The following is a 16,030-nucleotide window of genomic DNA, read 5'->3' on the forward strand; positions in this document are numbered from 1 at the left end:
TCACGACGGGGCACCTGCCGCCTCAGGCGCGGAACCCCTGGGGTATCCGGTCCACACCATCCAACAGCAGATCGGCCATGACCTCGCCCACCTTGGGGGCCATGCCGAAACCGATCTTGAAACCACCGTTGGCGATGTAGTCGCCGGTTCTTGCGGGATGGGTCCCAAGGACCGGCGACCGGCTCTGGCTGCGGGGGCGGACACCGGCCCAGCGCGCGATGACCGGCGCGCCTGCAAGGACAGGAAAGGCAGCAAGGGCGCGGGCAAGCACCGCGTCAAGCTGTGCATCGGTCGTGTCGGGCGCGTCAAACTCCCGCTCGGAGGTCGAGCCGATGGCCACGGTCCCATCCCGATGCGGAATGATATGCAGCGCATCGGCGAAAAGCTGCGGGCTGCCGGCTGCGTCAAACCGCAAGAGCGCCGCCTGACCCTTGACGCCGTTGCCGCCGACCTCTTTCATCCCCACCCAGCCTGTCGCCCAGAGGGTCTTGCCTTCGGTCGGGCCGCACTTGACGATCTCTCCGCCCAAGCCGACGACCGCGCGTGCCAGCGCCTGCGTGGCCTTGCGCGGCTGGATCAGGGCCGAGAGCGTATCATGCACCACAAGGCCGGTCGGCGATGGTGGCATCCAGCGGCTTTCACCCATCGGCACCACCTGCCAGACGGCCTTGCCTTGCCACAAGTCTTTGGCCGTTTCCGCCCGCGCGCGCGCCAGATCAACGGCGCGCTCATCGGCCAAGGGCTGCAACCGCCCCGACCGCAGATAGCCCGCATCCATCCCTGCGCTCCGGCAGACATCCGCCCAGAAACCTTCAGCCATGATCAGGCTTTCGAATTGGAACGCCTTCTTGTCGTTCCAGTTCTCGGGCACATGCGGGGCAAGCGCGCCGACGATGCCGCCGCTCGACCCGGCACCGACGCCGTAGGGGTCGATCACCCGCACCCGCGCGCCACGCGACGCGCAGGCATAGGCCACCGAAAGACCAAAGACCCCTGCCCCCATGACCGTTACATCGACCGTTGTCATTCCGTGCGGTTCCCCCCAAAGATGGCCTCGGTTTAAGGCAGGGACGCATGACAGGCCAGAGCGCAGAGATCGACTGGAAAGGCGGCGTGCCCATCGCCCGCCTTTTCGACGACCCCTATTACTCGCTCGACAACGGTCTGGACGAGACGCGGCATGTGTTTCTGGCCGGCAACGATCTGCCGGCGCGATTTGGCGGCGATTTCCGGATCGCGGAACTGGGATTCGGGACGGGGTTGAATTTCCTTGTCACCTGGGCCGCATGGGAGACGGCGGGCAAGCCCGGCGCGCTGACCTTCACCTCGTTCGAGGCCTTTCCGATGCCGCATGACGCGATGGCCGAAGCTGTCGCGCATTTCCCGCAGATCGCCCCCTTTGCAAAGATCATGCTGGCGAACTGGCAGGCAGGCGACGGGCCGACCGCGCTGGGCGAGGGCCTGACACTCGACGTTATCCTCGGCGATGCCCGCGTGACGGTGCCGGAGTGGCAGGGCCGCGCGGATGCATGGTATCTCGACGGTTTCTCGCCCGCCAAGAACCCCCAGTTATGGGAGCCATCGCTGATCCGCGCGGTAGGCCACCGCACGAAACCGCAGGGCACCGCCGCGACCTATAGCGCTGCAGGCCATGTGCGCCGCGCGTTGGAGGATGCGGGTTTCACCGTCACCCGCGCCCCGGGCTTTGGCCGCAAGCGCCATATGACGACAGCAAGGATGACCCATGCAGACTGACACCCGCCTCGGCATTCTCTTGATGACGGCGACGACCTTCGTCTTTGCGGTGCAGGACGGCATCTCGCGGCATCTGGCCGAGAATTACAACGTCATCATGATCGTGATGATCCGCTACTGGTTCTTCGCGGCCTTCGTGATCAGCATCGCCAAGCGGCAGGCGGGGTCGATCCGTGCCGCCGCCGCGACCAGCCAGCCGATCCTGCAAATCACGCGCGGCACGCTGCTGGCGCTGGAAATCTGCGTGATGGTCAGCGCCTTCGTGCTGCTGGGCCTTGTGGAAAGCCACGCGATTTTCGCCTGTTATCCGCTGCTGATCGCCGCCCTGTCCGGGCCGGTCCTGGGCGAGCAGGTCGGCTGGCGGCGCTGGGTCGCCATCGGGATCGGCTTTGTCGGGGTGCTGGTGATCCTGCAACCGGGCTTTGCGGTGTTTTCGCCCGCTGCGATCGTGCCGCTTGTCTCGGCGCTGATGTTCGCGCTTTACGGTCTGCTGACGCGCTATGCCGCGCGGCAGGACACGACCGCCACGTCTTTCTTCTGGACCGGGGTATCAGGGGCCGTGGTCATGACGGTCATCGGTGTCTGGTTCTGGGAACCGATGAGTGCCGGAAACTGGGTCTGGATGGGCGCGCTTTGCATCACCGGCGCGTCGGGCCACTGGCTTTTGATCAAGACCTACGAAGTGGCCGAGGCCAGCGCCGTGCAGCCCTTCGCCTATCTGCAACTGGTCTTTGCCTCGATCATCGGGATCACCCTGATGGGCGAGACGCTGCGGCCCAATGTGGCATTGGGCGCGGCGATTGTCGTCGGCGCAGGGCTGTTCACGCTCTGGCGGGCCCGCAAGGTGGCCTAGCGGGACGGGCGCGCGATGGGGCGAAGGTCGGGCGCGCTTGCGCCCGGCGCCGCGGGGCGGGCGACGGGGCGGAACACCGGCTTTTCACCCAAAAGAAAGCGCGTGAACGCGACCGGTCCGGTCTGTCCTGTCAGCCGCGCCTGATAGATCGGCAGGCTTTCGGTGACACGCTGGACGTAGTTTCGCGTCTCGCGGAAGGGGATATGCTCGATCCAGTCGATCACATCCATCTCGCGCAGGCGCGGGTCGCCGCGTTCCTCGATCCATGCCTTCGGGCGGCTTGGACCCGCGTTATAACCCGCCGCGATCATCACCGGCGTCGGGCCGAATTCGTCCGTCAGGTAGGCCAGATACGCCGCACCCAGCATCGCGTTGTATTCCCAGTCCGCCGTCAGCCGGGCGCGGGAATAGGGCAGGTTCAGCCAGCCCGCCACTTCCTCGGCGGTTGCGGGCATGACCTGCATCAGGCCCAGCGCCCCGACGGGGCTGCCGATGGTGACGTTGAACTCGCTTTCGCGCCGCGCGATGGACAGGGCGAGCGCCGGATCGACGGGCAGGTCCATCTCGGCCAGATCATGCAGCGGATAGTAGATCTCGGGGATCAGGATATCGCGCGTCACGGCCGTCTTGCCAAGCAGCAGCGCGTAGTAGTCTTCGTCGATCGACGACAGATAGGCCCCGAGTGCCGCGATCCCGCCTGCATCCATCTCTTGCCCGAGTGCGGCGATGAAGGTCACGGCCGCACCGCGTTCCCCGCCCGCCAGCAGGATCAGCGCCGCGCGCACCACCGGATCGTCAAAGACCGGATGGCCCGCCCATGCGATCTCTGCCCCTGCCAAAGCAGGCTGCAAGGGTCGGCCGATTTTCTCGGAGGCCAGCAGCCCGTAAAAGCTGGTCTGGTGTTCCGCCCCCGCACCATAGGCGCGGGCGGCGGCGTCGATCTCGCCCTTCACCTCGTAGGTGCGCCCGATCCAGTAGTGCATCCGCCCCAGCGAGATCGGACCGCTGGAAGCGCGCAAGCCGTTCTCGAAATGCGCCCGCGCGGTGACCGGATCGCCCAGATAGGTCAGCGCGACATAGCCTGCGAGCCATTCCAGATCGACGTAGGATTCGCCCTCTGTCAGGAAGTGGCCCGTGGCGAGGGCATAGGCCGCATCGGCCCGCCCCTCGCGCATTTCCCAGCGGGCAAGGATGCGGCGGTAGCCCGACCAGCGGAAGGGCTCGCCCATGGCCTCGGCGCTGGTGGAGCGCTCGCGCAGCATCGCGACCGCCTCGGTCAATTCGCCACGGCTGGCCAGCCAGTTGAACCGGTCGTAGGCCAGCCCCGCGTCGGACCGCAGCGCCTGTGGAACGGCGGAAACAAGGGCGGCAAGGTCCGATGCGCGGGTCAGATAGCCGATGCGGGCCGCGGCCAAGGCGCGCTGATCGTCGGGCAGCAAGGGCAGCATCCGTTCTGCCTCGGCACGGCGGGACCGCCAGAGCAATTCCTGCACGCGGGCGACATGATGCGGGGCAAGGATATCGCCGAAGGCCGCGACCATGGCGCTGTGACCCTCTTCGGTCAGGCGCAGGTTGATCCATGCCTCGCGCAACACCGCGTTGGCACGGTCGATCTGGCCCGACGCCATCAGCGCCTCGGCCAGCCGCACAGCCCCTTCACCGGTCTGCGGGGCGTTGTCGCCGAACCATGCGATCACCTCGGCAGGGTCATGGCCTGTCTGGATGGTCAATTCACCGGCCGCGCGGACTTGCGCCATGCCGGGCCAATCGGGATGCCTGGCCGAAAACCGCTGATGGTCTGCAAAGGTGCCTTCGCCATCCCGCAAGCGCAGCCATTCGACCACATCCGCCGTCAGCGGATCGACAGCGGCGGCCAGCGCGCGGGCGGTGTCCCAGCTTTCGCTGCCCATGGCGACAGCGGCCGCACTTGGCGCGGGCACCTCTTGCGCCGTGCCAGCACTTGCCAGCCCCAGGATCAGGGCGATTGACGGGATCATCCGCATTTTGCTGCTCTTGCTCTCGTTTCCACACAAACTAGCCAAGACCTGCGACCGCGCAACTCACATTCGCGGCAATCGGCAAGGTTGCGGGCACAGATTGTCGGCATCAAGGGCTTGTGAGGGCGGGCTTTGCGCACTAGGTTCCGCGCGATTTGTCAGGGGCCGCTCAGGGCCGACAACAAGAAGGAAGCGTGCCATGTTCAAGGGATCACTCCCCGCTCTCGTCACGCCGTTTGCGGACGGCAAAGTCGATATTGCCGCGCTGAAGAAACTTGTGAACTGGCATATCGCGGAAGGCAGCCATGGTCTGGTCCCCGTGGGCACGACAGGCGAAAGCCCGACGCTGACCCATAACGAGCATGATCTGGTGGTCGAGACCGTCATCAACGAGGCTGCGGGCCGCATCCCCGTCATCGCCGGTGCCGGATCGAACAACACCGCCGAGACCGTGCGTCTGGTCAATGCCGCCAAGGCCGCAGGGGCCGATGCGGCGCTTGTCGTGACACCCTATTACAACAAGCCCACACAAGCCGGGCTGATCGCCCATTTCACCGCTGCCGCCGACTGTGGCCTGCCGATCATCATCTACAATATCCCGCCCCGCTCGGTCATCGACATGACGCCGGACACGATGGCCAAACTTGCCAAGCACGAGATGATCGTCGGCGTGAAGGATGCCACCGCCGATCTGTCGCGCGTGCCTGCCACGCGGCTGCGCTGCGGGCCGGATTTCATCCAGCTATCGGGCGAGGATGCCACGGCGCTGGGGTTCAACGCCCATGGCGGGATGGGCTGCATCTCGGTCACGGCGAATGTCGCGCCCAGACTGCTGTCCGAGTTTCAGGCAACCACTCTGGCGGGCGATTATGCCACGGCGGTCACACTGCTCGACCGGTTGATGCCCCTGCACGAGGCGATCTTTACCGAGCCGGGCGTGGCGGGTGCGAAATACGGGCTGTCGCTTTTGGGGATGTGCAGCGCCGAGGTCCGCTCGCCCCTGACCGACCTGACCGACGCCACCAAGGAAAAGGTCAGATCGGCGATGGTCCATGCGGGCCTGTTGAACTGACCGACAAAAGGCGGGCGCAAGGCCCGCCTTTTCGCTATGTGCCCGTCCCGACCTGCACGGGCTTGAACCACGTATTGTTCAATCGCCACAGACCGAAGGCCAGCGGGATCGCGGCCAGACCACCGACCACATAGGCCAGCGGCTGGTCATGGAAGGACTCGAACATCTGCGTATAGGCGTGGATGCCCGCAAAGGTCATTCCGGCATTGAACAGGCCGCGCTGATTGCGGAGGGCCGCAAAGATGATCAGGCCCGCAAGGACAATCGCCCAAAGGATCGCATAGAGGTTGTCACTGATCGTGATGGCCGAGGCTTCAAAGGCGTCGATGGCATCCCAATAGGCATCCCAGTCGCCATCGAAGGCAGTGCGGCTCGCCTGTGGTCCCCAGATATGGCTGCCGACCACGTCGCCCCAGAGACTGCCGACAAGCGCGCAGAGGTTGGCCACGATGAATGCCATGATCAGAAGGATCCCCGCCTGTTTGCGCAGGACGTCGCCTCCGCGCCGGATCGCCCAGAAACAGGCCAGCATCAGCAGGGCCATCAGCAAAATGCTGAGTGTCGATTCCGGCGAATAGAACACATAGGCCGCGTGGAAATAGAAGGTGCCGGTGTCGAGTATCTGTGCAAAGGGGACAATGGCCAGCGCCGTGATGAAACGGATATCCAGCAAGGCACCCAGGCCGACAAGGACAGCCGCCGCGTAAAGGTTGATGAACGGCATCGGCCAACCGGACAGGTCGAAGAGTTGCGCCGTCGTGTAGACACCGACCATGTGCATCGCGATGCCCATCGTCAGCGCCGCACCATAGGCGAAGCGCAGTTGCGTCAACCCGCTCAGAAACCGCCAGATGAACAGGGCCGATATTCCCAGACCCAACAGCAGCAGCCATGGCCCCGCGATATCGCGCAGTCTGTCCGCGATCTCGATCCCGCCGCCGGCGATCAACATGCCGGCCCCGATCACCGCGCTGGCATTACCGAACATCCGGTAAAGCGCGTCGGCATAACGCAAGATCGCAAGGCCACCGCCAAGAAACAGCCCGCCACAGATCGCGACACTAAGCGGTGTGCCCAGATAGAAGACCAGACCCAGGGTCGCCGCAACGATCCCGCCGATCAGCAGCGTGTTGACGCTAAGCGCAACCATGGCGGCGCGTGCGCGGGATTGGATCTCATGTGCCTGATGGTCATCGATGACGCCATCGGCGACCAGTTTTCCGGTGTCAGCTACATAGTACATCGAGGACTCCTGTCATTCCTTCCCTCAGGCTACACGATAAATGAACATCGTTCAAGAACAAAGTTCACGCCACGATCCAGTCCGGCCCATAGGCCAGCTCCGCACATCCGCCGAAACTTGCGGCGCGCGCCAGTTCGGCCTGCAGGGCCGCGATCCGGCCCTGACCCATCCTGACGCCCGCTTCGGGCCAGAAGGCCCGCACGGCCAGCACCGCGCCCTCGCGCTTCATGTCGATCCTGCCGATCAGGCGGTCGGCCTCCATCACGGGAAAGACGTAATAACCGTAGGTCCGTTTCGGCTCGGGGACGAAAATCTCGATCCGGTAGTGAAAGCCGAAGAGACGTTCTGCCCGCTTGCGGTCGCGCAAGGCCGGATCGAAGGGCGACAGGATGCGCACGCGCGGCAGCGGTTCGGGAACGGGCCGATCCGGCAGGTCGGGCCAGGCATACGACCGCCGCAGTTTGCCATCGACGCAGGTGATGTCTATCTCGATGATCCGCCCTTCGGCAAGCGCGACCCTGCACCAGTCCTTGGCCTCGGCAGGGGTGATGTGGTCCCAGAAGGCCGCAAGCTCGCCGCTTGTCGCAAACCCCAGCCGGTCGAGCGCACCGGCGCAGCACCATTCTATTGTCTCGGCGACGTGGTGACGGCGGTTCAGGTGTTCCGCCGGGATGACCCGTTCGGTCAGGTCATAGACCTTGGTGAAGCCGTCCCGCCGCAGGACCGAAACCTGACCCGACCGCCAGAGGTATTCCAGCGCCGTCTTCGACGGATGCCAGTCCCACCAGCCGCCCTTGCCCCGGCTTTCGTCCGTTCCGACCTCGCCCGAGGTGCAGCAGCCGTTGTCCGAGATATGCCGCAACACCTGATCGATCTTGGCGTGGAACTCTTTCCCGCGCCAGCTTTCCCATCGGCTGGCCAGCCGTGCGGCGTCGCGGGTAAACCGCAGGCGCCAATGGGCGAAGCTGTCGATCGGGATCGTCGCGGCATCATGTGTCCAATGCTCGAACACCCGCCGGTCGCGGTGCAGCAGATGATGCAACGCCTGTGGCCGGTATTGCTGGCGGCGCGACCACAGGATCAGGTCGTGGGCGCGGGCGAAGGTGTTGACACTGTCAAGCTGGACAAAGCCCAGACCCTGAATGACGCCGTTCAGGTCATCGCCCTTTCCTGCCCCGGACGGGCGGTCGATCAGCCCGTGCCTGTCCAGGAAGATGCGCCGCGCATCCAAGTTGGAAATGACCGGAATTGTCATCCTCTGCTGGGCCTCTCTTACCTGCGCATGGCCGCCACGGCCCTTGTGCCAGAGCCAGCCTTGGCCTATCTCAGCGCGACTATGGCCAAGAAACCGGAAAACAAAAACTACAAAGTCGTCGCCGAGAACCGGCGCGCGCGGTATGATTTCGCGATTGAAGAAGACCTCGAGGTCGGCATCATCCTGCACGGATCCGAGGTGAAATCCCTGCGCGAAGGCAAGTCGAATATCGCCGACAGCTATGCATCGGTCGATGACGGCGAGCTTTGGCTGACCAACGCCTATATCGCCCCCTATGACCGCGCCATGTTCAGCCATGAGGAACGCCGCAAGCGCAAGCTGCTGGCCAGCAGGCGCGAGGTGGCGCGGCTCTGGAACGCGACCAAGCGCGAGGGCATGACGCTGGTGCCGCTGGTGATGTATTTCAACGACCGCGGCCTGGTGAAACTCAAGATCGCGGTGGCCAAGGGCAAGAAGACCCACGACAAGCGCGAAACCGAGGCAAAGCGCGACTGGGGCCGGCAGAAGCAGCGGCTCTTGCGCGAGCGCGGCTAGTGTGGTTGCGTCGGGTGCCTTCGGCGAGGATATTTGTGGGCCAATAATGACAGGTGTTTGCGCCCGGCGAGGCTTGTTTTGCACCGGGTTGCGCGGTAGGGCAGTGCAGATGTGAAACGAGGTGCACCCGTGACCCCTGCCACGCAAGATGATCCCAAGACGCTGGTCAGCACGACCTGGCTGAAGGCACACCTCAAGAATCCCGATCTGCGGATTTTCGATGCCTCGTGGTATCTGCCCGACATGGGCCGTGACGCGCAGGCGGACTATGCCGCCGGACATATCCCGGGCGCGCGGTTCTTCGATATCGACGCGATCAGCGACCACCGGTCCGAGCTGCCGCATATGGCGCCACCGGTCGAAAAGTTCATGAGCCGGATGCGCGCGATGGGTGTCGGCGACGGGCATCAGGTGGTGGTCTACGATGGCAGCGGTCTGTTTTCGGCCGCGCGTGTCTGGTGGCTGTTCCGGCTGATGGGCCAGAAGAACATCGCGGTGCTGGACGGCGGCCTGCCCAAGTGGACGGCGGAAGGGTTGCCCCTGACCACCGAACCGCCGGTGATCCGCGACCGCCACATGACGGTGAAGGTCGAAAGCCACCGCAGCCGCGATGTGACCGAGGTCGCCCGCGCGGCGAAGCTGGGCGATCATGAGATCATCGATGCCCGCGCTCCCGCCCGTTTCCGTGGCGAGGCGCCCGAACCGCGCGAGGGTCTGCGCGCCGGTCATATCCCCGGTTCCCGCAACGTCTTTTACAAGGACCTGCTGAACGCGGACGGCACCATGAAAGCGCCTGACGCCCTGCGTGCTGTCTTCACGGGCGCGGGCGTCGATCTGGACAAACCCGCCATCACGACCTGCGGGTCCGGGGTGACCGCCGCGATCCTGTCGCTCGCCCTTGAACGGATCGGCAAGACCGATCATTCGCTGTATGATGGCTCATGGTCCGAATGGGGCATGTACGCCGACCTTCCCATCGCAACCGGAGCCTGAGAGATGCTGGAAAACCTTTCCGCCCAACCTGCCGACAAGATCCTCGCACTGATGGCGACCTACAAGGCCGATCCCCGCGCCGACAAGGTCGACCTCGGGGTCGGCGTCTACAAGGATGCAACCGGCAACACGCCCGTGATGCGCGCCGTGAAAGAGGCCGAACGCCGGATTTTGAACGACCAGACCACCAAGGCCTATACCGGTCTGGCGGGCGATCCCGAATTCAGCGCGGTGATGAAGGACCTTGTCCTGGGTGACAGTGTCCCTGCCGAGCGGGTCGCCGCTGTCGCGACCCCCGGTGGCACCGGTGCCATCCGGCAGGCGCTGGAACTGATCAAGCTGGCCGCCCCCCGTGCGACGGTCTGGCTGTCGAACCCCACCTGGCCGAACCACCCGTCGATCATCAAATACCTCGGCATGAAAATGGCCGAGTACCGTTATTTCGACAACACGACGCGCGGCGTGGATTTCAAGGGGCTGATGGCCGATCTGGACAAGGTTGCCGAAGGCGACGTGATCCTGCTGCACGGCTGCTGCCACAACCCCACCGGTGCCAACATGACCTATGAACAGATGGCGCAGATCATCTCGCTGATGCAGACGAAGCGCGCCGTGCCGATGGTGGACATCGCCTATCAGGGCTTTGGCGACGGGCTTGCCGAGGACGCCAGGATCACCCGCCAGATCGCCAGCAGCTTTGACAATTGCCTGATTGCGGCGAGTTGTTCCAAGAACTTCGGCATCTACCGCGAGCGCACGGGCATCCTGATGGCTGTGGCGAAAGACGCCGACCAGAAGGCGCTGGCGCAACAGAACCTCGCCTTTCTGAACCGCCAGAACTATTCCTTCCCGCCCGATCATGGGGCGCGCATCGTGACGACGATCCTGAAGGACCCCGCCCTGCGCGCCGATTGGGAGGCGGAACTGGAAGAGACCCGCAACGGCATGCTGGCCCTGCGCAAGCAGCTTGCCGATGAATTGCGGCGTCTGACGAACAGCGACCGTTTCGATTTCCTCGCCCATCACCGCGGCATGTTCAGCCGTCTAGGCACCACCCCCGAGATGGTCGAGAAACTGCGGGCCGATCACGGGATTTACATGGTGGGCGACAGCCGGATGAATATCGCGGGGCTGAATGCGGGGACCGTGCCGGTTCTGGCCAAGGCGATCGTGGACGCGGGTATCTAGGTTTCCGCTTGGGTCTTGTTGCAACGCAGCGTCCCGCGATGCTGCGGCTGCGAAAACATGCTTGCGGGTGGATGCGCAATAATCTACCCAAAGAGAAACGCTTTACGAAATAAAGATACCCAAAGGAACTGCCGATGTCCTTCCGCCTGCAACCCGCGCCGCCTGCCCGTCCGAACCGCTGCCAGCTTTTCGGCCCCGGATCGAACACCAGACTGTTTGCGAAAATGGCGGCCTCTGCGGCGGATGTGATCAATCTCGATCTGGAAGACAGCGTCTCGCCCTCGGACAAGGATGCGGCCCGCGCCAATGTCATCGCCGCGATCAACGAGGTGGACTGGAACACCAAATACCTTTCGGTCCGCATCAATGGCCTCGATACGCCTTACTGGTATCGCGATGTGGTGGACGTGCTGGAACAGGCGGGCGACCGGCTTGACCAGATCATGATCCCCAAGGTGGGCTGTGCGGCGGATGTCTACGCCGTGGATGCGCTGGTCACCGCCATCGAACGCGCCAAGGGGCGCAGCAAGCCGATCACTTTCGAGGTCATCATCGAGAGCGCCGCCGGCATCGCCCATGTCGAGGACATCGCCGCCAGCAGCCCGCGTCTGGCCGCGATGAGCCTTGGAGCCGCCGATTTCGCCGCCTCGATGGGGATGCAGACGACCGGCATCGGCGGGACGCAGGACAACTATTACATGCTGCAGGGCGGGACGCGGCATTATTCCGATCCGTGGCATTGGGCGCAGGCAGCGATCGTGGCGGCCTGCCGGACCCATGGCGTGCTGCCCGTGGATGGACCTTTCGGTGATTTCAGCGATGACGAAGGCTATCGTGCGCAGGCGCGGCGGTCGGCGACCCTTGGCATGGTCGGCAAATGGGCCATCCACCCCAAGCAGATCGCACTGGCCAACGAGGTCTTCACCCCATCGGACGAAGCTGTGGCCGAAGCGCGTGAGATCCTGGCCGCGATGGAAGACGCCAAGGCCCGTGGCGAGGGGGCAACGGTCTACAAGGGCCGTCTGGTCGATATCGCCTCGATCAAGCAGGCCGAGGTGATCGTCAAGCAATCCGAGATGATCGCCGGCAACTGACCCCTTCCCGCCGTTGCACTCGGGCAGGCCATGGGCCATATATCCAAGACGTAACGGATGAAGGGCCACGCGCGCATGACGCAATATCTCGACTTCGAAAAACCGCTTGCCGAGATCGAAGGCAAGGCCGAGGAACTGCGCGCCATGGCGCGCGACAACCCCGAGATGGATGTCGAGAAAGAAGCGGCGGCGCTGGACAAGAAGGCCGGCGACCTGCTGAAGTCGCTTTATGCCGACCTGACGCCTTGGCGGAAATGTCAGGTGGCGCGGCATCCGCAGCGGCCCCATTGCAAAGATTATATCGAGGCGCTGTTCACCGAATACACCCCCCTTGCCGGTGACCGGAACTTTGCCGATGACCATGCGGTGATGGGCGGTCTGGCGCGGCTTGACGGCCATCCGGTGATGGTGATCGGCCACGAAAAAGGCGACGACACCAAATCCCGCATCGAACGGAATTTCGGCATGGCGCGCCCCGAGGGCTACCGCAAGGCCATTCGCCTGATGGAACTGGCCAACCGCTTTGGCATCCCCGTGATCACCCTTGTCGACACCCCCGGTGCCTATCCCGGCAAAGGGGCCGAGGAACGCGGCCAGTCCGAGGCGATTGCCCGTTCCACCGAAAAATGCCTCGCCCTCGGTGTGCCGCTGATCAGCGTCGTCATCGGCGAAGGCGGGTCCGGCGGGGCTGTCGCCTTTGCCACCGCGAATCGTGTCGCGATGCTGGAACACTCGATCTATTCGGTGATCAGCCCCGAGGGCTGCGCCTCGATCCTGTGGAAGGACGCCGAAAAGATGCGCGAGGCGGCCGAGGCGCTGCGGCTGACGTCGAAAGACCTGCATGAACTGGGCGTCTGCGACCAGATCATCCCCGAACCGTCAGGCGGCGCGCATCGTCACCGCGCCGAGGCGATCAAGTCGGTGGGCGAGGCGTTGAAAACAATGCTGACCGAGTTGCAGGACCTTTCGCCGGACAAGCTGCGCGCGGACCGCCGGAAGAAATATCTCGGGCTCGGGTCCAAAGGGCTGGCTGCCTAGGGCACCCTTACCACATGGTTTCCTTGGCGCGGTCCGCCCAAGCGGCGTCGTAGGCGGCACCGTCGAAACCGTCCTTCTGTTCGGCCAGAAGCGCGCCGATCGTCGGCAGATCGCCCGGCGCCTTGTCCCCCGACCAGATACCGGCCCGCATCAGCGCACGGGCGCATTGGCTATAGACCTCGGCCACGGTCACCACGATCACGCTGCGGGGTAGCTGGCCCTTGTCCTTGAAGCGACGGGTCAGCGCGGGGTCGAGCGAAACAACCGCCGTTCCGTTCACCCGGATCACGTTGTGCGAACCTGCGACAAAGAACATCAGACTGATCCGCCCGTCCTCGACGATATTGCGCAGCGTATCCATGCGGTTGTTGCCGCGCCAGTCGGGGATCAAGAGCGTCTTGTCGTCCGGCATCTGCGCCACCGGCCCGTCATCCCCACGCGGGCTGCCATCCGTGCCCTCTACGCCAACGGTCGAAATCACGCAGAGCCGCGACGCCATGATCCACTTGGCGTAAAGCGGGGTCAGCCGCGGGGCGACCTTGACCAGCGAGGCCTCGCTTGGCGCGCCATAGATCGCCTCGAGGTCCGCAACATCCCGCACGATGTGATCATCAGCCATGAAATCCCGCTTCCTTGTTCAGCCGTGCCGTTGTGCCTTCGACGTCCGCTTCGAGCCTTGCCATGAACTCGGGCACGTCGAGGCCGGGGGCGATGGGGGGCAGGAACTCGAACACGGCCGTGCCGGGCCTGCGCATCACGCCGCGCTTGGGCCAGAAGACACCGACATTGGTCGCGACCGGCACGCATGGTTGGTTCAGCTCTTTGTAAAGCGCACCGGTTCCGACCTTGTAGGGGGCCTTGACGCCCGGAGCGATGCGGGTGCCTTGCGGGTAGATGATCAACTGTCCGGGCTTGGCATGTCCGGCCTTCACATCCGCGACCATCTTGCGGATCGCCTGCCCGCGCTTGCCGCGGTCGACCGGAATACAGCCGATGCGCAACCCGAATTGCCCCACGACCGGCGCATATTTCAGGATCGACTTCATGATGAACTTGCCGCGCGGGACCGCGGAATAGATCATCAGCACGTCCAGAAAGCACTGGTGCTTGGGCGCGACCATACATTCCATCGTCGGCGGCGTGCCCCGATACTCGACCTTCAGGCCGATCATCCATGACGCGGCCCAGCGGATGTGGCGGCAATAGGCGTGACAGGCGGCAACGGCCCCGTCGGACGAGATGATCGCCGGGATCAGGAAAATGATCCCGTAGACCAGAACCATCACATACATATAGATGTTGAACAGCAGCGACCGGACCCACTGGATGGCGTCTGTCATGTCATTTCCCTCAGCTTGCCCATCGCTGCCGCGCGCGTCGCAGCGAAGGCGACGAGACCGGACAAAAGAGGCACGACCGCGACCCAGACCCACTCGGCCCCGGCAAGGCCGATGCCCAGGAACATGCCGTCGCGCGCATCGCTTTCCGGCAAGAGCATCACCACAAGCGCACCCAGCACAGCGCCGATGGCGGCCCCGAACAAGGCACGCAGGGTGTAGCGCCGCACAAAGGCGCGCGCGATGTAGACGTCCCGCGCACCGACCAGCCGCAACACGCGGATGACCTGCACATTGGCCGCAAGCGAGGCCTGCGCCGCCAGTGTGATCATCGCCGCAACAGTCGCCGCAATCAGCACGATCACCAAGGCGCTGACCAGACGCACGCGCGATGCGGCATCAAGCAGCGGGGCGCGCCATGCGCCATGATCATCGAGCACGGCCCCCGGGACCTCGGCGCTGAGGCGGGCCTGAAGTCCCTCGGCATCATACCCCTCACCACCCGCGATCACCTCGACCAGTTGCGGGATCGGCAGCGTGTCAAGCGGCAGGTCGGGTCCGAACCACGGGGCCAGCAGGGCCTGTTGTTCTTCGGGCGTCAGCGCGCGGGCGCGTTCGACACCCGGCGTTGTCTGCAGGACCTGCAAGGCGGCCCCGAGCATCGCATCCGCGTTGGCGGGATCTGCGGGCAGGCGCAGGGTCGCCGATTGCGCCAGTTCCTCGGCCCAGATGTCGGCGACGCGACCCGTCGTCAGCGAAATCGCCAGCGCGATGATCGCCAGAAACGCCATGGCCGCCGCGACGAAGACCGTCAGCCGCGCGGTCAGACCGGTCGGCGGAACGGCCCGATCCGCCTGTGGATCCCCCATGACCAGTTCCAGCAAGCCTTTCATAGATCCGCCCCCGCCTGCACCAACTGCCCGTCTTTCAGACGCGAGACCCGGGCGCTGACCTCGGTTTTCATCGCGCGGATCATCGCAAGGTCATGGGTCGCAATCAGCACCGTCTTGCCCATCTTGTTGAGTTCGACCAAGAGCTTCATCAGCCGCTGCGACATCTCCCAATCGACGTTGCCCGTCGGTTCGTCAGCCAGGATCACATCCGGCGACAGGATCACCGCCCGGGCAAGGGCTGCCCGCTGCCGCTCGCCCCCCGACAGTTCCGGCGGCCGTTGGTCAGCCTGCTTTGTGAGCCCCACCCACTTGAGAAGTTCCGGCAGGTTCTTGCCGGCTTCGGCATGGCGGCCCGAGATCGTCAGCGGCAGAACGATATTTTCGGCAATGCTCAGATGGTCGAGAAACTGGCAATCCTGATGCACCACGCCGATCCGCCGCCGCGCCAGCGCCACCTGATCGCGGTCAAGCCCTGCGGCATCCTTGCCGAATATCTGCACACGGCCGGTCTTGGCCTTCAGATCGGCATAGGCAAGCTTCAAAAGCGTTGTTTTGCCCGCGCCGGACGGCCCAGTCAGGAAATGGAACGTCCCCGGCGCGAGGCTGAGCGAAAGCTGAGACAACAGCATCGCCCCGCCATACCCGTATGAGACCTTCTGAAGTTCGATCACCGCTCTGCCCTTCTGTCATTGTGCTCTGTTCTGCCGAAATCGGCGTCAGGTTTCAATCGCAACTGCGTCCGGGTCTCCAAATCCTT

Annotated in this window: 16 protein-coding genes; 8 read left to right on the plus strand and 8 right to left on the minus strand. The window is 64.4% G+C overall.

The features are described 5' to 3' along the window. Positions 1 to 22: 22 nt before the first annotated feature. Positions 23 to 1,027: an NAD(P)/FAD-dependent oxidoreductase gene (locus V7N12_RS00530; RefSeq protein WP_333711906.1), complete on the minus strand. Its 1,005-nt coding sequence runs from the start codon at positions 1,025 to 1,027 to the stop codon at positions 23 to 25. 47 nt (positions 1,028 to 1,074) lie between these two features. Here V7N12_RS00530 and mnmD point away from each other — a divergent pair, with 47 nt between their 5' ends. Together mnmD and V7N12_RS00540 are read left to right on the plus strand one after the other, a co-directional pair. Next, entirely contained in the window at positions 1,075 to 1,755 is a 681-nt protein-coding gene (gene mnmD, locus V7N12_RS00535) for a tRNA (5-methylaminomethyl-2-thiouridine)(34)-methyltransferase MnmD (protein ID WP_333711907.1), read from the plus strand. After that, on the plus strand, positions 1,745 to 2,608 hold the full coding sequence (locus V7N12_RS00540; protein ID WP_333711908.1) for a DMT family transporter: 864 nt from the start codon (positions 1,745 to 1,747) through the stop codon (positions 2,606 to 2,608). The genes mnmD and V7N12_RS00540 overlap by 11 nt, the downstream gene beginning before the upstream one ends. Here V7N12_RS00540 and V7N12_RS00545 read toward each other — a convergent pair. Then, positions 2,605 to 4,605 carry a lytic transglycosylase domain-containing protein gene (locus V7N12_RS00545; RefSeq protein ID WP_333711910.1) on the minus strand — a complete coding sequence of 667 codons (2,001 nt, stop codon included), beginning with the start codon at positions 4,603 to 4,605 and terminating at the stop codon, positions 2,605 to 2,607. The two genes, V7N12_RS00540 and V7N12_RS00545, sit on opposite strands and share 4 nt — an antisense overlap. Before the next feature lie 199 nt (positions 4,606 to 4,804). On the opposite strand from V7N12_RS00545, the gene dapA reads away from it, so the two are divergent. Then, the gene (gene dapA / locus V7N12_RS00550; protein ID WP_333711911.1) at positions 4,805 to 5,677 is read left to right on the plus strand and encodes a 4-hydroxy-tetrahydrodipicolinate synthase; all 873 of its coding nucleotides are present in this window, start codon (positions 4,805 to 4,807) and stop codon (positions 5,675 to 5,677) included. A 34-nt stretch (positions 5,678 to 5,711) separates the two neighbouring features. On the opposite strand, the gene V7N12_RS00555 is transcribed toward dapA, so the two are convergent. Both V7N12_RS00555 and V7N12_RS00560 read right to left on the minus strand, forming a co-directional pair. Beyond that, positions 5,712 to 6,920 carry a hypothetical protein gene (locus V7N12_RS00555; RefSeq protein WP_333711912.1) on the minus strand — a complete coding sequence of 403 codons (1,209 nt, stop codon included), beginning with the start codon at positions 6,918 to 6,920 and terminating at the stop codon, positions 5,712 to 5,714. A gap of 64 nt (positions 6,921 to 6,984) precedes the next feature. Beyond that, positions 6,985 to 8,175, minus strand: coding sequence for a winged helix-turn-helix domain-containing protein (locus V7N12_RS00560; protein ID WP_333711914.1), 1,191 nt, complete (start codon positions 8,173 to 8,175; stop codon positions 6,985 to 6,987). A gap of 81 nt (positions 8,176 to 8,256) precedes the next feature. On the opposite strand from V7N12_RS00560, the gene smpB reads away from it, so the two are divergent. The 5 genes from smpB (at position 8,257) to V7N12_RS00585 (ending at position 13,043) form a co-directional block, all read left to right on the plus strand. Further along, positions 8,257 to 8,730: an SsrA-binding protein SmpB gene (smpB, locus tag V7N12_RS00565; RefSeq protein WP_333712008.1), complete on the plus strand. Its 474-nt coding sequence runs from the start codon at positions 8,257 to 8,259 to the stop codon at positions 8,728 to 8,730. Between the two features lie 129 nt (positions 8,731 to 8,859). Continuing rightward, a complete protein-coding gene (gene sseA, locus V7N12_RS00570) occupies positions 8,860 to 9,723 on the plus strand; it encodes a 3-mercaptopyruvate sulfurtransferase (RefSeq protein WP_333711916.1) in 864 nt (287 codons plus the stop codon). Between the two features lie 3 nt (positions 9,724 to 9,726). Continuing rightward, complete coding sequence (locus tag V7N12_RS00575; RefSeq protein ID WP_333711918.1) at positions 9,727 to 10,911, plus strand: amino acid aminotransferase; 1,185 nt, start codon at positions 9,727 to 9,729, stop codon at positions 10,909 to 10,911. 134 nt (positions 10,912 to 11,045) lie between these two features. Continuing rightward, a complete protein-coding gene (locus V7N12_RS00580; protein WP_333711920.1) occupies positions 11,046 to 12,005 on the plus strand; it encodes an L-malyl-CoA/beta-methylmalyl-CoA lyase in 960 nt (319 codons plus the stop codon). Positions 12,006 to 12,080: 75 nt separating this feature from the next. Continuing rightward, positions 12,081 to 13,043: an acetyl-CoA carboxylase carboxyltransferase subunit alpha gene (locus V7N12_RS00585; protein WP_333711921.1), complete on the plus strand. Its 963-nt coding sequence runs from the start codon at positions 12,081 to 12,083 to the stop codon at positions 13,041 to 13,043. Positions 13,044 to 13,050: 7 nt separating this feature from the next. On the opposite strand, the gene V7N12_RS00590 is transcribed toward V7N12_RS00585, so the two are convergent. The 4 genes from V7N12_RS00590 to V7N12_RS00605 are packed head-to-tail and all read right to left on the minus strand — an operon-like array spanning position 13,051 to position 15,944. Beyond that, on the minus strand, positions 13,051 to 13,662 hold the full coding sequence (locus V7N12_RS00590; RefSeq protein ID WP_333711922.1) for a pyridoxamine 5'-phosphate oxidase family protein: 612 nt from the start codon (positions 13,660 to 13,662) through the stop codon (positions 13,051 to 13,053). Then, positions 13,655 to 14,383, minus strand: a complete 729-nt coding sequence (locus tag V7N12_RS00595; protein ID WP_333711924.1) for a lysophospholipid acyltransferase family protein — start codon at positions 14,381 to 14,383, stop codon at positions 13,655 to 13,657. The genes V7N12_RS00590 and V7N12_RS00595 overlap by 8 nt, the downstream gene beginning before the upstream one ends. Further along, positions 14,380 to 15,273, minus strand: coding sequence for a cell division protein FtsX (locus V7N12_RS00600; RefSeq protein WP_333711926.1), 894 nt, complete (start codon positions 15,271 to 15,273; stop codon positions 14,380 to 14,382). Before V7N12_RS00600 ends, V7N12_RS00595 begins: the two co-directional genes overlap by 4 nt. After that, on the minus strand, positions 15,270 to 15,944 hold the full coding sequence (locus V7N12_RS00605) for a cell division ATP-binding protein FtsE (protein ID WP_333711928.1): 675 nt from the start codon (positions 15,942 to 15,944) through the stop codon (positions 15,270 to 15,272). The genes V7N12_RS00600 and V7N12_RS00605 overlap by 4 nt, the downstream gene beginning before the upstream one ends. Positions 15,945 to 16,030: the final 86 nt, after the last annotated feature.

The organism is Yoonia sp., assembly GCF_036770585.1.
Taxonomy (GTDB): Bacteria; Pseudomonadota; Alphaproteobacteria; order Rhodobacterales; family Rhodobacteraceae; genus Yoonia.

Bases quoted from the DNA above. Each gene is read 5' to 3' on its own strand.
- V7N12_RS00530 (WP_333711906.1), bottom strand. From the start codon at position 1,027: ATGACAACGGTCGATGTAACGGTCATGGGGGCAGGGGTCTTTGGTCTT.
- mnmD (WP_333711907.1), top strand. From the start codon at position 1,075: ATGACAGGCCAGAGCGCAGAGATCGACTGGAAAGGCGGCGTGCCCATC.
- V7N12_RS00540 (WP_333711908.1), top strand. From the start codon at position 1,745: ATGCAGACTGACACCCGCCTCGGCATTCTCTTGATGACGGCGACGACC.
- V7N12_RS00545 (WP_333711910.1), bottom strand. From the start codon at position 4,605: ATGATCCCGTCAATCGCCCTGATCCTGGGGCTGGCAAGTGCTGGCACG.
- dapA (WP_333711911.1), top strand. From the start codon at position 4,805: ATGTTCAAGGGATCACTCCCCGCTCTCGTCACGCCGTTTGCGGACGGC.
- V7N12_RS00555 (WP_333711912.1), bottom strand. From the start codon at position 6,920: ATGTACTATGTAGCTGACACCGGAAAACTGGTCGCCGATGGCGTCATC.
- V7N12_RS00560 (WP_333711914.1), bottom strand. From the start codon at position 8,175: ATGACAATTCCGGTCATTTCCAACTTGGATGCGCGGCGCATCTTCCTG.
- smpB (WP_333712008.1), top strand. From the start codon at position 8,257: ATGGCCAAGAAACCGGAAAACAAAAACTACAAAGTCGTCGCCGAGAAC.
- V7N12_RS00575 (WP_333711918.1), top strand. From the start codon at position 9,727: ATGCTGGAAAACCTTTCCGCCCAACCTGCCGACAAGATCCTCGCACTG.
- V7N12_RS00580 (WP_333711920.1), top strand. From the start codon at position 11,046: ATGTCCTTCCGCCTGCAACCCGCGCCGCCTGCCCGTCCGAACCGCTGC.
- V7N12_RS00585 (WP_333711921.1), top strand. From the start codon at position 12,081: ATGACGCAATATCTCGACTTCGAAAAACCGCTTGCCGAGATCGAAGGC.
- V7N12_RS00590 (WP_333711922.1), bottom strand. From the start codon at position 13,662: ATGGCTGATGATCACATCGTGCGGGATGTTGCGGACCTCGAGGCGATC.
- V7N12_RS00595 (WP_333711924.1), bottom strand. From the start codon at position 14,383: ATGACAGACGCCATCCAGTGGGTCCGGTCGCTGCTGTTCAACATCTAT.
- V7N12_RS00600 (WP_333711926.1), bottom strand. From the start codon at position 15,273: ATGAAAGGCTTGCTGGAACTGGTCATGGGGGATCCACAGGCGGATCGG.